Annotated in this window: 11 protein-coding genes; all 11 read left to right on the forward strand. The window is 53.3% G+C overall.

Annotation, left to right across the window (positions count from 1 at the left end; genetic code table 11):
- Window positions 1–8 precede the first annotated feature (8 nt).
- The 11 genes from NYE24_RS03070 to NYE24_RS03120 all read left to right on the forward strand — a co-directional run bounded on the left by NYE24_RS03070 (window position 9) and on the right by NYE24_RS03120 (window position 15,034).
- Window positions 9–494, forward strand: coding sequence for a nitroreductase family protein (locus tag NYE24_RS03070; RefSeq protein ID WP_036693921.1), 486 nt, complete (start codon window positions 9–11; stop codon window positions 492–494).
- A gap of 44 nt (window positions 495–538) precedes the next feature.
- Window positions 539–2,284, forward strand: coding sequence for an ABC transporter ATP-binding protein (locus NYE24_RS03075; RefSeq protein WP_036693920.1), 1,746 nt, complete (start codon window positions 539–541; stop codon window positions 2,282–2,284).
- On the forward strand, window positions 2,268–4,109 hold the full coding sequence (locus tag NYE24_RS03080) for an ABC transporter ATP-binding protein (protein ID WP_342478004.1): 1,842 nt from the start codon (window positions 2,268–2,270) through the stop codon (window positions 4,107–4,109). Before NYE24_RS03075 ends, NYE24_RS03080 begins: the two co-directional genes overlap by 17 nt.
- Before the next feature lie 841 nt (window positions 4,110–4,950).
- Window positions 4,951–5,631 carry a response regulator transcription factor gene (locus NYE24_RS03085; protein WP_342478005.1) on the forward strand — a complete coding sequence of 227 codons (681 nt, stop codon included), beginning with the start codon at window positions 4,951–4,953 and terminating at the stop codon, window positions 5,629–5,631.
- A complete protein-coding gene (locus tag NYE24_RS03090; RefSeq protein WP_036693915.1) occupies window positions 5,628–7,382 on the forward strand; it encodes a HAMP domain-containing sensor histidine kinase in 1,755 nt (584 codons plus the stop codon). Before NYE24_RS03085 ends, NYE24_RS03090 begins: the two co-directional genes overlap by 4 nt.
- Window positions 7,383–7,422: 40 nt before the next feature.
- The gene (gene pssA, locus NYE24_RS03095; protein WP_036693913.1) at window positions 7,423–7,947 is read left to right on the forward strand and encodes a CDP-diacylglycerol--serine O-phosphatidyltransferase; all 525 of its coding nucleotides are present in this window, start codon (window positions 7,423–7,425) and stop codon (window positions 7,945–7,947) included.
- Window positions 7,948–7,953: 6 nt separating this feature from the next.
- Window positions 7,954–8,448, forward strand: coding sequence for a DedA family protein (locus NYE24_RS03100; RefSeq protein WP_036693911.1), 495 nt, complete (start codon window positions 7,954–7,956; stop codon window positions 8,446–8,448).
- Window positions 8,449–8,571: 123 nt separating this feature from the next.
- The gene (locus NYE24_RS03105) at window positions 8,572–11,691 is read left to right on the forward strand and encodes a GNAT family N-acetyltransferase (protein ID WP_342478006.1); all 3,120 of its coding nucleotides are present in this window, start codon (window positions 8,572–8,574) and stop codon (window positions 11,689–11,691) included.
- A gap of 20 nt (window positions 11,692–11,711) precedes the next feature.
- Entirely contained in the window at window positions 11,712–12,584 is an 873-nt protein-coding gene (locus tag NYE24_RS03110) for a TatD family hydrolase (RefSeq protein WP_342478007.1), read from the forward strand.
- 530 nt (window positions 12,585–13,114) lie between these two features.
- Window positions 13,115–13,870, forward strand: coding sequence for an alpha/beta hydrolase (locus NYE24_RS03115; protein ID WP_342478008.1), 756 nt, complete (start codon window positions 13,115–13,117; stop codon window positions 13,868–13,870).
- Window positions 13,871–13,906: 36 nt separating this feature from the next.
- Entirely contained in the window at window positions 13,907–15,034 is a 1,128-nt protein-coding gene (locus NYE24_RS03120; RefSeq protein ID WP_342478009.1) for an FAD-dependent oxidoreductase, read from the forward strand.
- The last annotated feature ends 77 nt before the right edge of the window (window positions 15,035–15,111 follow it).

Consider the following 15,111-nt stretch of genomic DNA (forward strand, 5'->3'; position numbering starts at 1 on the left):
GACCAACTATGACTATCATCGATACTATTCAAACGCGAAGAACGATTAAGGCCTTCAGGCCAGACCCGATTAACGAGGAGGAGCTGAATACTTGGCTGGAGGCTGCCAGCTATGCTCCGAACCACCGTATGAATGAGCCGTGGGAGCTGCTGTTCATTGGGCCGAAGACTCGTGCAGCGCTGAACCATAAGACTGATTTTGGCGGCGCTCCAATGCTGATTGGAGTCTTATCCAAGTCTGCCGCTACGTCAGTGGAGCGTGAAGAGAATATCATGGCCGTATCCTGCTATATCCAGAATTTCATGCTGGCCGCCCATGAGGCGGGAGCAGGTGTGTTCTGGTCCTCACTCGGCGGTACGGCCAAGGGCCGTGAGGTGCTGGCCGTTCCTGAAGAACAGGATGTTATTGGGGTGCTTGCCGTAGGTTATCCTTCGGAAGTGCCTGCTGCCAAGCAGAGAATACCAATGACTGACAAAATCACATATTTGCCCTAAATGGAAGAACGGATGCAACGACTGATGAGATGAAGGTGAACTGAATGTGGAAGCTCAGGGGCTTCATGAAGCCGTACGCCCTCTGGAGCGTGCTTGCCCCGCTGTTAATGGTAGTTGAAGTAGTGATGGACCTGCTGCAGCCTGCACTTATGGCCAGCATTGTGGATAAAGGCCTGATGAAGAATGATTTATCGCATATCCTATCAACAGGCGGAATAATGATTGGGATCGCTGTCATCGGGATGACCGGCGGTGTAGGCTGTGCGATATGTGCAAGTATTGCCTCACAGAATTTCGGCAATGATCTGCGTCTCAAGCTGTTTGAGCATATCCAGACCTTCTCGAACCGCAATCTGGACCGGATGAAGACCGGCTCGCTGATCACCCGGCTGACGAACGATGTGGTGCAGCTCCAGACCTTCGTGCAGATGATTCTGCGGAGCTTCGTGCGGTCACCGCTGCTGCTGATCGGCAGTCTGGTCATGGCGGTCCGGATCAGCCCGTCCCTGGCGATGATCCTACTGGCTGCGGTGCCGCTGCTGTTCATCCTGCTGTTTGTGCTGATCCGGCTTTCTTTTCCGTTATTTGCCCGGATGCAGGAGAAGCTGGATGGGGTGAGCAATGTGCTGCAGGAGAATCTCACCGGCATTCGTGTAATCAAAGCCTTCGTCCGTGGAGACCATGAGCAGAAGCGCTTCGATACCGCCAATAAAGGCTATACCGATACCGGAATCCGGGCGATCCGCCTGATGGCGCTGAATATGCCGCTTATGATGCTTATTCTGAATGCCAGCATTATAGCCGTGCTCTGGTTCGGGGGCCTACAGAACTGGAACGGGGCACTGCCCGTCGGTGAACTAATTGCCTTCATTAATTATGTTACTCAATTGCTCATGTCGATGATGATGATGAGCACGATGCTTGCCTTCGTATCACGGGCCAAGGTGTCGGGAGACCGCGTGAATGAAGTGTTCGCCGCCACAAGTGAAATTACCGAAGCGCCTGCGGCGGATCAAGCAGCCATTACGCTCGGACGGATTGAATTCAGCAAGGTCTCCTTCGCCTATAACCGCGGGGATGAGAATCTTGTGCTGGAGGATATCAGCTTTGCAGCCAGTCCCGGAGAGACGATCGCTATTCTGGGGGCTACCGGAGCAGGAAAGTCTACCCTGGTTAGTCTGATTCCCAGATTCTACGAGGTCTTGTCCGGTGCGGTTATGATCGACGGAACAGACATCCGTGAGATTGGCATAGAGCATCTGCGGAGCCGGATCGGGTTCGTAATGCAGCAGTCCCTGCTGTTCAGCGGCAGTATCAGGGATAATATCCGTTACGGACGGCCGGAAGCAACAGATGAAGAAGTGGAGCAGGCGGCTGTGGCCGCAGAAGCACATGGGTTCATCACAGCTATGCCGCAAGGCTACGACACGCTGCTCGGGCAGCGCGGGGTGAACCTGTCAGGCGGGCAAAAGCAGCGTCTGTCCATTGCACGCGCGCTGCTGATCAAACCGTCTATTCTGATCCTGGATGACAGCACCAGCGCTCTGGATGCGGTTACCGAAGCAAGCATCCGCCTGCTGCTGAAGACGGAGCTTCAGAATTGCACTGTCGTTATGATTGCCCAGCGGGTGTCTTCTATTATAGATGCCGACCGGATCTTGATTCTGGAGAACGGGCGGATCGCTGCGCAGGGTACACATAGCGAGCTGATGGCAGGCAGCGAGATCTACCGGGACATCCGCCATTCCCAGCTGAAGGAAGAGGAGGAGCCCTATGTCCAGTCAACGTAAAAGAGAGCAGGCTCCCGTCGGACCTGGAGCGTTAGGCGGCGGGCCTCCGGGCCGTGCTGGCGTTACACCCAAGGTACGCCCGAAGAACAGTAAGGCAACGGTCATCCGCATCTGGTCCTATCTGAACCGTCAGCGGACAGGGCTGATTATGGTCTATGTATTCACGATTCTGAATGCTGTGCTTGCCCTGATCGGTCCCTACCTGCTGGGAAAAGCCATTGATACCGCGATCCTCCCGCAGGATTACAGTCTGCTCGTCCGGTTCTGTCTCCTGCTGGGCGGCATTTATCTGCTGGGGAGCGCCGTCTCTTGGGTGCAGGCTTATGTAATGACCTCCGTCTCCCAACGCACGGTATATGAGCTGCGGCGTGATCTGTTCGCCAAATACCAGGAGCTGCCGGTCAGCTTCTTCGATACCCATGCTAACGGCGAGCTGATGAGCCGTGCAACCAATGACATCGACAACGTATCCAACTCGCTCAATCAGAGTGTAACCCAGCTGCTGAACAGTCTGATTACACTTAGCGGCTCTCTGGTCATTATGCTGATGCTGAATGTGCCGTTGACGGGAGTTGCAATGGTAACCATTCCGCTGGTCGTGCTGGCGAGCCGCCGGATTACCGGATTAAGCCGGATCTACTTCAAGGATCAGCAGCAGCATCTGGGTGAGCTGAACGGCTTCATTGAAGAAGCAGTCAGCGGCCAGAAGGTGATTAAGCAATACCGCAGAGAACAGGCGGAGGTTACCAGATTCCGCGGAATAAGCGGGGAACTTAACAAAGCGAGCATTAAGGCGCAGATTGTATCCGGCCTGGTAGGCCCGGTAATGAACCTGATTAACAATCTGAACTTTGCACTGATTGCCGGAATTGGCGGCTGGATGGCTTATCGTGAGCTGCTTACCGTGGGGGTCATCGTCAGTATGCTGAATTATGCCAAGCAGTTCGGCCGGCCCCTCTCCGACCTTGCGAACCAGTATAACCTGATCCAATCGGCAATTGCCGGAGCGGAGCGCGTATTCGAAGTGATGGATATGCCCTCCGAGTACAGCGGGGAGCAGCCTCAGGAGCTGGAGCGGATACGCGGGGAAGTTATGTTCCGGGATGTAGTGTTCAGCTATAAGCCGACCGATCCTATTCTGAACGGTGTAAGCTTCACCGCACAGCCGGGTGAGACTATCGCCTTGGTCGGGCCGACCGGAGCGGGGAAGACGACCATTGTCAACCTGCTGACGCGCTTCTATGAAGTGAGCGGCGGTGAGGTGCTGATCGACGGCAGAGATATCAGGGAGTTCAATAAAAACGGGCTGCGCCGCCAGCTCGGAATGGTGCTGCAGGACGCCCATGTCTTCTCGGGAACCATTCGCGAGAATATCCGCTTCGGCCGCCTGGAGGCCACGGACCGTGAAGTGGAAGAGGCGGCCAATCTGGCCAACGTCAGCGGCTTCATTGCGCGTATGCCTCAGGGGTACGATACGCTGCTGGGTACAGAAGGGACCACCTTGAGCCACGGCCAGCGCCAGCTGTTGACCATTGCCCGCGCCATCCTGGCTGATCCGGCCATCCTCATTCTGGATGAGGCAACGAGCAGCGTGGATACCCGGACAGAGATGCATATCCAGCAGGCCATGCGGACACTGATGAAGGGCCGCACCAGCTTCGTGATTGCCCACCGGCTCAGCACCATTCAAGATGCTGACCGGATTCTGGTCATCCAGGGCGGCCAGATCGCTGAGCAAGGAAGCCACAGCCAGCTCCTAGCGCTGCAAGGGATATATTCCGAGCTGTATAACAGCCAATTCAAGCAAGCCTTTGAAGCCGGGTAAGCAAGGCGCGCCGATAAGGTACGATGATTAAATAGCAGACAGCGATCCTCCGTTTAGTAGAGAATCGCTGTTTTGCGTTTTGGATTCAGCCGATATTAAATTTGTGACCGGTCACGCTTTCGTTTTCTTCCTATGGTCATATTGGTCACAAAGTGCAACAATGCGCATAATCCAGCACCACGCTGGGGAATTCCTGCACTAATTACAACAATGTGTGTTCCTTAAGGGTTAAGTTGACGGAATTCCTGCACAGAATGCAACAATGTGTGTTCCTCAGCTGCATAACTCACCGAATTCCTGCAATAAATACAACAATGTGCATGATCTGAACTCAAACGGACGAAGTTCCTGCAAAAAGTACAACATTTATCCAGCGCGGTGTTCAGTGAGGTGTTTAATGAGGCGTTTAATGAGGCGTTCAGTGAGTTGTTTAGTGGAGCGTTTGCTGAGATACTTTACCTTTCAAATTTGTGTTCTGTGGGACCACTTTCTTTTTCAGTGTGTTTTAAGGTTCACTCACACCCTACTCTTAAACAGCGAAGCGGGCGGAATGACCCGTGTAAAAGCGTAGCGTTCGCCTTGGTCTCCGGATTTTCACCGCTAAGGGGAATCAAAAAAATCTGGAGACCACAGCGATTGTAACAACGTTCCGTTTGCGCAGCGTCCATCCGTGCTGAGACGTATATCATACTTGAAACCAAGGGCCTTCCTGAGTAACTCAAATATGCTTTTCAAAACACACTTCGCACCCATTTATCTGCTAATTTCACCCCAGGACACATAAAGGACATAACACTCGACTATGCTGAGAGGTATAAACGGGTTGAAAGCAGGGAGTACATTGAAGAAAAAGTTACTGCTTGTCGAAGACGAGCTGCGTATCCGTGAGCTGGTGTCGGATTACTTCATACAGGACGGCTGGGAGGTGCGCGAAGCCGATAATGGGCAGGACGCGCTCCTATGGTTCGATTCGCTGGTGCCGGATCTGCTGATTCTGGATATTATGATGCCCAAAATGGACGGATTTCAGGTATGCAAGGAAATCCGCAAGAAATCAGCGACCCCGATTATCTTGCTGACCGCCAAATCCGCCGATGATGACAAAATTCACGGCTTCGACCTGGGAGCCGATGATTATGTGACCAAACCCTTCAGTCCCAAGGTGCTGGTGGCCCGGGCTGCGGCGCTGATGAAACGGGTCGAAGGCGCACATCAGCCTGAATCCGGTGTAGTGAGATTCGGCTCGGCCATTTTCAATACTATGGCGCACCGTCTAGAGGTGGAGGGTGCCGATGTCGAGCTGACCCCGAAGGAATATGATCTTCTGTGGCTGCTGATCCGCAACAAGGGCCATGTGGTCTCTCGGGATACTATCCTCAGCCGGGTCTGGGGAATTGAATTCGAGGGGGACTCCCGGGTTGTGGACAGTCACATCAAGAAACTGCGCAGCAAGCTGGGGTATGAATCCCGTCATATCCGCACGGTCATTGGAACCGGCTACAGATTCGAGGACGAAGAATGAAGAGATGGGGAATTACCTTCAAGCTGTTCGTGATGACCGTGATCTTCTTCGTCTGCTTCTACGGGATGGTAATCCTCAGCCAGTTCCTGCTGTTCGACCGCTTCTACCAGATACAGAAGGAGTCCCGTGTGGAGAAGCATCTGAAGAGCTTCGGGACAAGCTACACCAAAGAAGCCTGGGGCAGAACCCGCACTTCCCGCGAGCTGGTCCGGTTCATGCTGCGCAACAAGACACAGATGGTCATTATGAAGCTTGACGGCCGGATGAAGTCGGAAGATCCGTTCCGCATGAAGCTGATCGATGAGAAGGGCCAGACTCAGGTGATTCCCATGTCCCTGTTCATGAATCAGTTCGGCGACATGCTGAGATCGGCCCATCTGAAGGAGAATGACCGGGTGACTATACAGGGAGAGCATGTCGTCAGCGCAAGCGAGCTCGGGCATCTGTTCTATCCGGTTAATATTACTAAACAAGGGGGAACGCCGGTAGGCGAGGAGGCGGATTCGGACAATACCAGCATTACCGGAACCATTACGGAGCTGGTCCTGCCGGATCTGAAAATATGGAACCCGCGCCAGGGCATCCTTTTCGAGGCCATAGAGGACTGGTTCCCGTTAAATCCGGGTCAGTTGGAGAGCCTGAGTAATCTGAACATGGTCAAGGAAGAGTGGACGGCTCCCTGGAGCGGTATCCGCAATTCCATAATGATTCTGCCCGTGAAGCAGGCCAGCGGGGAGATTGAGCTGTTGTTCTCGGTGACCTCGCTGCAGGATGTTAAGGATTCCAATGAAGCGCTGCGCTGGTTCTTTTTATACCTGGGACTTGGCGGGTTCGTGCTGATTCTGGTCCTGTCGCTGTTCTATTCCAAGATGGTGACCCGGCCCTTAATCAAGCTTAATAATACGGCCAAACGGATGGTAGCGCTCGATTTCACCGGTCATAACTCCATTCGCCAGAAGGATGAGCTGGGTAACCTGTCCAAAAGCATGTTCACCTTGTCCCAAAGTCTGGACACTGCACTGGGCGAGCTTCGGGAGACGAATCAGCAGCTGGTGGAGGAGATGGAGCAGAAGAAGAAGCTGGAGCAGATGCAGCAGGACTTTTTTGCCAGTGCTTCTCATGAGCTGAAGACGCCTCTTAGCATTATCAAGGGCTTCGCCGAGGGGTTGGAGGACGGGGTGAGCGCCGGCAAGCAGGATCATTACATCAAGGTCATTATCGAAGAGGCCGACAAGATGGAGTTCCTGGTAAAAGATATGCTGGACCTTGCCCGGCTGGAGTCCGGCACGATCAAGCTGCGCAAAAGCTCCTTCATGCTAAGCGAAATGACGGAGAAGGTGACCGATAAACTGGTGCATTCTCTTCAAAGTAAGCAGCTGGATGTGGTCATTATTCCGGCGAATGAATTGCCCGTGTATGCGGATGCTACATGGATTGAACAGGTGCTTAGCAATCTGCTGACCAACGCAATCCGTCATGCCGAAGAGGGCAGTACCATAACCGTTAGACTGGAGAGTCAGCCCAAGAAGCTTCTGTTCACCATACACAATAAAGGGGAGCGAATCCCCGAGGATCAACTGGCGCATATCTGGGAGCGGTTCTACCGGATCGAGGCTTCACGCAGCCGTCTGACGGGCGGGACCGGACTCGGATTATCCATTGCGAAGCAAATTTTAGATATGCATGGCTGCCGGTATGCAGTGATGAACACCACGGACGGCGTCTGTTTTAGTGTAACCTTTGGAGGCTGAGCCGCCCTAATACTAACTTGTCAGGAAAGGAGTGAACAGCATGAAATGGAGCTGGCTGCCTTCAATGTGCACACTGGGAAACCTGGGCTTCGGATCAATTTCCCTGCTATTCACGATTCAAGAACGTTATGATCTTGCTTTATTAATGATACTGCTGGCTGCGATATGCGATGTTATGGACGGATTGCTTGCCCGGATGCTGCATTGCACCAGTGATTTTGGTAAACAACTGGACTCTTTGGCGGATATTATTTCTTTTGGTATTGCTCCCGTCTTTCTTATTCTGTTATACCGGCTGGAGAACGTGCAGTGGGTCGGACCTGTGGCTGCGGTCGCATTCCTGATCTGCGGGGCGCTGCGGCTGGCCAGATTCAATATCTCGGCTCCTTCCAAGGGCTTCGTGGGCATGCCGATTACGGCAGCGGGATTGCTTCTGTCGATGACCACGCTTATAGGTGAACGACTGAAGCCGGAAATGCTCATTTTAATTATGGGACTGTTGTCTATACTGATGATAAGCAGGGTTCCGTTCCCTTCGTTCAAAAAATTCGTTAACAGGAAGTGATTGTTCATGCCATGGGTCATCGAGATGATCTCACAATACGGTTATATAGCTATATTCGCGCTGCTGGCGCTCGGGCTTGTCGGACTTCCCGTTCCCGATGAGCTGCTGACGCTGTTCGTTGGCTATCTATCCTCTACCATGGTGCTGGATTTCTCGCTTTCGGTTCTGGTCTGCTTCATAGGTTCGATTACAGGCATGCTGATCAGCTACACCATCGGTCTCAGAGTGGGGCAGCCTGTCGTGGACCGGTACGGGAAATGGGTAGGCCTGACGCCCAAAAGGTTTGCCTATGTCAAACGCTGGTTTTTCCGGTTCGGCAACTGGACGATCTTCATCGCTTATTTTGTTCCGGGCATCCGGCATGTGACCAGCTACATCTCGGGCATCAGTGCCATGTCCTTCCGAAAATATTTAGTGGTTACCCTGGCTGGTGCCTTTATCTGGTCACTCCTGTTTGTCTCGATTGGCTATCTGATCGGATCGAAGCTAACCTTTGTCTAATTAAGTAATAATCTTTTATAATCAAACAGGAACTTACAGCGGCTGAACGTTCTGTTATATACTGCAAGTAGTATTATTGCTATGAAGCTAGGAATTATAGCGATCTTAGGAGGTATGACTGTAATGCCCGAATTACAAGAGATCGAGATTGAAGAATATGTGCCGGCTAAGCATGCCGCTTCCATTGCCGAGATGTGGAACAAAAGCGCAGAGAGCTGGGGCGGAGACGGAGCGTACCGGACCGAGGAAAGCGTGCTGCGTGAACACGAGAACAGCCCGATGCTAAAGTTGTTCCTGGCGGTAAGCGGCTCAGAGGTCATCGGATATTGCAGCTTCTCCCACTATAAAGAGGATACCGGGGCGCTCTATATCGCTCTGCTCAACGTGAGACCGGATTACCATGGACGCAAGGTGGGCAAGGCGCTGGTAAGGCGTTCGATTGAAGAGACGATTAAGCTAGGCTGGCCGCGGCTGGATCTCTATACTTGGCCCGGTAATGTCAAGGCGGTGCCTACGTACAAGAAAAGCGGGTTCTTCTGGGAAAACCGGGATGATACCACTCACCTGATGAACTTCATTCCCTCTGTGCTTCAGACCGGAGCGGTGAAGTCTTATTTTGAGAAGATAGACTGGTATAACGACAGCGTCCGTGAAATCAAGGTGGAGCCTGACGGTCATGGGGAAAACGGCTTTGACTATTTTACATATGAATGGCTGAAGGATGGCCTGTCGCTGAAAATGGAATATGAGCGGACCGGCCGTGGCCTGCGCCTGATTGAGACGGAGGATTACCGGATACAGGTGACGATTCCTGCGCAGCATGAACTGCCGTTTGGAGCGGAATACCCTGTCATTTACGAAGCTGTTAATAAAAGCGGAAAGCCCCTGTCGCTCCAGATTAGCGGTAAAAGCAATGCGCAAATCCGCATGGACCTGGACGCTGCTCAGAATATCGAATCCGAGGCACGGATTGAAGGCCGTTTCTTCATCCATCCGGTGAAGGAGGAGCAGGATCTCTATCAGACCCACCCTGTGGTGGAGGCTGAACTGCTCATTAACGGCTTGCCTGCCGTATTCAAGCTGGGCATTAAGCCGAAATTCCCGGTCAAGGTCAAGCTCCAGGTACCTGACAGAACGCTTTTCGCAGGCGAAGAGGTCGAACTGGATGTAACAGTAGAGAATGAGTATAGCAAGGACACCGTGTTCAGCTTTGAGCTGCCGGAGGACGAGATTCTGTCGTTCAGTCAAAAGCGTTACACCGTAGAGGTTCCGGCAAAGAGCCGGAGAACCGTCACCGCAGCGGCCCAGCTGCTCGGGTACGGCATTTGGCACCATACGGTGAGCATCCGCAGTGTAGAAGAAGGAGCCGATTCAGCTATACTGGAACAGGAGCTGAGCCTGGTCTTCTCCGGAGCAGAGACGGCCTTCGGCGGTCCGACCGACAAGGACTGGATCATCAGCAATGGCCGCTATTCGGCCGTACTCAACAAAACAAATCATTGGCTTACTTTTTTCCAGAACCGTAAATATCTGATGAACCTGCCTTATCCTAAGCTTGGATTACCTTATACGAATGAATTCAACAAATTCTCGGCGCTGGATGTGAAGATCTTCAGAGATCAAGAGGCCATCGTGCTCGAAGCCACTTATGAGGCCGGCATCCGGGAAGGCTTGCTGCTGACGATGGTTGTGAAGCTGTTCAGCAACGGGATGGTCTCCCGTTATTTCAGAATCGACAACCCGCAGGCTACTGGTCAGGAGGAAGAGCTGTTCCTGAAGGACTGCTTCCGCTTCAACCTGCATGGCGGCGTCATCCCTTACCGCGGCAAATATATAGATCTGAGTGCAGGGCCTGAAGCCTCCGGCATGGATTACTGGGAAGCGCAGGAATTCACGGAGAACTGGATGTTCGCTGCGGATGAAGGCTTCTCCAGAGGGATTAGCTGGCCGGCAGAGCTTAAGCTGATCCAGGAGTCGTGGATGCATGCTGTGGAGCATTCCCTGGGACGAATTCCCGCTGGCGGGCATAAGGAGACGCCGCCGCTGAGGATCGCTCTGGGCACCTGGGACCATTGGCAGGATTTCCGTGCCTATGCGCTGCAAAGCGGTAACAGCAATGCTGAGGAACTGACCACTACAGAGCAGTTGGAGTTGAGTCTGAATAACGGAAATCCGTTCATAAGCGGAGAGGCTAAGCTTCTCCTTCAGGAGCAGAAGAAGAGCTATCTGGCGGGTGAGATTCGGGTCTCTTCCGAAGCAGGCAGTGTGGAGGAAGCCCGGCTAACGGTGCAAGAGGAAGAGAAGTTCAGAGAAGCAGCTCTGCCGCTGACAGTATCATCGGGCGCTGCCCCGGATGTGCTGACCCTGCATCTGGATATGGACAGTTATGTTCAGGATCAATCCTTCTTGGTCTTGCCTGTCGCGGATGAACGTGTCCGGCAGGAGAGACTCACAGCAGAAGGCGCACAGGTACTGGCTGTGGACAACGGCATTCTGCGGATACAGGCTAGCCCTGACTTCGCGCCGGGATTGTTCTCGCTTGCCTATCAGGGCGAGGAATGGCTGGAATCTTCTTTTCCGCAGCCGGTTGCGAAGTCCTGGTGGAATCCTTGGGTGGGCGGTATCGTAACCAGTGTAGGCGACATTGCCTTGCGCAGCTTCATGGAGGAGCCGTTAACGGCTGATTTCGCCGAATTGACCGATAATAAGGGGAACCGTTGGTCGGGGATACGGATGAGTGTAACCATTCAGAAGAATGATAAATATAAAGGACTCGTACTGCATCAGTATTTCATGCTGCTGCCGGGCGTTCCAGTTCTTGTCTCTACGGTACATGTGGAGCAGAATACAGGCGGGCCGCTATGCCCACTTACGCTTGAGACTTCAACCTTCTATACTGCCGCTTCCGACATGAAGGATGGAAGAGCGTATCTTAAGAACAGCAGAGGTCAAGAGCTTACCTACAAATCAGGCCGTGGACAGGCAGAGGATGCGAGCCATAACGGGATTCTGCAAGCGGGTTCCATGGAACGCCAGCAGCGTCTGTCATTAGTTACATCATTTAAGCATCCGTCACCTTCCCTGTTAGTCAATTCCGTCGCTTTGGCGTCTTATGCGGAGGAGTACCTGCATCTGCAGGATGGCAAGGAGCAGTTCACCAAGCCGCAATTCTATCTGATCTCGGATCTCCAGGTACCTGAGCAGGCCTATGGCGATCTGCTGTCGATCCGGTTCAAGAAGTGAGTTAGAGAAAGGAAGCTTCTATGAAAATCATTGACGCACATGTGCATTATTCCAATATTGCAGCCTTCCACGAAACGGCGCAGACCTTGGCGCATATCGATTATACCGGCAAGGGACTCCTGGAGGAGTTCCGCCGCAGCGGTGTCATTGCCGGAGTCGGCATGGGAGTGACCGAGACGGTTGCCGGAGCTTTTCCCGATTCCGCTGCGCTCAATCCTATGCTGCTTGACTTGAGCGAGACGCTGCCGGACAATCTCTTCACCTGCGTGGGTATTAACCCGCTTACCCTTCATCTGGAGGGGCAGCTAGAAGCCCTGGAGCAATCGCTGCAACGCTCCGATGTCGTTGGCATTAAGCTGTATGCCGGGTACTACCACTTCAATGTGGGGGATGAGATTTATGATCCGGTCTACAAGCTGGCTGCCGCTTACAGCCTACCTGTGGTCATTCATGGCGGACTGACATACGCGGATCAGGGGCTGCTGAAGTATTCGCACCCGCTGTCCATGGAGGAGACCTTCCTGAAGCACCGGGAGATAACCTTCATGCTCTGCCACCTGGGCGATCCCTGGGTCATGGACACGGCAGCCCTGCTGGAGAAGAACCCTAACCTCTACACGGATCTGTCTGGCTGGATTGTCGGCGATCAGGCCAAGGTGGACCGGCTGCTGACTGAGCAGACCTATACCGATCATTTCCGCCGGGCGCTGGTGTTCGCCGAGAAATACGACCGTCTGGTCTTCGGCACCGACTGGCCGCTGGTCCCGCTCGACGCTTATATTACCTTCGTGAAGCACCTGGTACCGGAAGCCTATCATGAGGATGTATTTTATAACAACGCACTCCGCGTGTTCCCTAAGCTTGCGGAGCGGATCAGAGAACTGAATTTGTAAGGCTTGTAAGCTTCCCCCGGAATGGTGTTCCGGGGGTTTTTGGTTTGTTGCGCGGGGCAGCGGGGCAGGCTACTACTTCTGACGAATGACCTGTGGTAAGCTGAGTGTAGTGCTGCAACAGTTTTACAAGTGTTAGAATGAACTTTAGGGTGTTAAAGTCTGAGTATGAACATCGAGCTGATATTGGGCTGATACTGGGTTGATCCTGCACCCTTTACCGTCTTCTACTCTTAAATTCAACTAGCTGATTGTATTTCCTGCAATAGAAAAGGCATAGCTGACCGTATAATGAGAGTCTATTGTATTTCATACAGTGGAATGTTCTGTTTGGGTTGAAAAATAGCCTTTTTTCAACAATCAATTGTACGGAATACACTAGATGCTATTTCGAAGCCTTTTTTACAGCATTCTGTTGTATAAAATGCAGTTGCTATCGTTCCAGCGCCTTCAGCATCCGAATGAATGCTGCGGGAATGCGACGCTGGCTCGTAAAGGTCCGGTAATGGTTCAATTACAGAGGGAGGGGTATTATGCCATACATACAGGTACATGATCTTGAAATGTTCTATGAACAGATGGGCACCGGAGAACCGGTGATCTTCCTGCACAGTCATTATTCCCGCAGCATGCTGGCCTTCAGCAGCCAGGTTCTGGACTTCCAGAACCAATACAGATGTTACTTCCCGGATCTGAGAGGGCATGGCAGGACCCGCTGCCGGGATCTGGACTGGTCTACTCCGCGAATAGCTGAGGATGTCGCCGGATTCATGGATCGAATGAACATTGAACGAGCACACCTTATTGGATATAGTATGGGAGCGGGCGTAGGGCTGTACCTGGCGGTGTACCATCCGGGACGGGTCGCTTCGCTGACTACGATTGGAACCAGCGGATTCTGTGAACCGGCTGGAGCGGGGGAGTACGAGCCTGAACAGCTGCTCGCGAATCAGCAGCAAGCCTTCATTGATCAGATGATCGAGAGGCATCAGGAGTCCCATCAGGGGAATTGGCAACACTATCTGCGGCAAACGGTGCAGGACTGGATCAGGTACCCGGATCTCACGGAGGAGCAGTTAAGCAGTATAAGTTGCCCGGCACTGCTCATTACCGGTGAGCATGACCCGTTCGCAGGCCAGGACAGAACGGCGAAGCTCGCTTCCCTCCTTACGGATGCAAGGACGCTAATCGTTCAGGGAGCGGGTCACCGCCCGCATATGCTAAGGGAACAGCCCATCCTGGTGAACGATACGATTCTTGAATTCCTTGCACAGAAGCGTATCCACTAACACAAGGGGAAATCCACATCCAGAAAGGACATACAGATGAAGAAAGTCATCGTGATCGGAGCAGGTATTCTCGGAGCCTCGGCAGCCTACCAGCTGACAGGGATGGGGGCAGAGGTGCTGATTGTAGACCGTCAAGACAATGGACAAGCTACGGATGCAGCGGCAGGCATTATCTGTCCCTGGCTGTCGCAGCGGCGCAATCAGGCGTGGTACCGGCTTGCCAAGGCGGGGGCGCGGTTCTATCCTGAGCTGATTAGCCAGCTTATGGAAGGCGGCGAAGCGCATACCGGTTATGCCCGGGTAGGAGCGCTTAGTATACATACGGATGAGAGTAAGCTCGACAAAATAGAAGAGCGGGCACGGATGCGGCTGGCAGATGCCCCGGAGATCGGAGTCATTACGCGGCTTAGCGCACAGGAGACCCGTGAACGGTTCCCGCTGCTGGCGGAAGGATACGCCTCGGTTCATATCAGCGGGGCTGCCCGAGTGGATGGCCGCGCCTTGCGGGACGCTCTGCTTCATTCTGCACAGCAGCAAGGTGCGGTCATGGTTACCGGTGACGCTGCGCTTGCCTTTGAACCGGGCCGGGTAACCGGAGTCAACGCAGGGGGGCACTTTTATCCGGCGGATGAAGTGATTATCTGTGCAGGCGCATGGGCGAACCCGCTGCTCCGGCCGCTGGGCATTGACTTTATGGTAAGCTACCAGAAGGGGCAAATCATGCATTTGCAGGTATCTGACCACAAGGATACGGAAGTCTGGCCGGTGGTGATCCCGCCAAGCGATCAATATCTGCTCGCTTTTGCCCGCCAGCAGATGGTTATCGGAGCTACTCATGAGAATGACGTAGAAGGATATAATACCAGAGTGACCGCCGGCGGGATGCAGGAGATTCTGACTAAGGGGCTGGAAGTTGCGCCTGGACTTGCGGATGGTACCTATAATGAAGTGAGGGTCGGCTTCCGGCCGTTCACTCCCGGATTCCTGCCGGTCATAGGGGCTGTCCCCGGATGGAGCGGGGTCCTCGCGGCCAATGGTCTGGGAGCTTCCGGACTTACGATGGGGCCGTATATCGGTTATCAGCTGGCGAAGCTGGCACTCGGCAGAGAGCCTGATCTGGAGCTGGACGATTATACTCTCCAGCGAGCTATAACGGGCGGATGATTACGAATACATTTCCTTCATTGGAACATTATGATTCAATTCGGCTGACCGGATGAATTTTTGTTTGACAGAAGTGA

It is taken from the genome of Paenibacillus sp. FSL H7-0350, from assembly GCF_038593195.1.
GTDB lineage: Bacteria > Bacillota > Bacilli > Paenibacillales > Paenibacillaceae > Paenibacillus_AQ.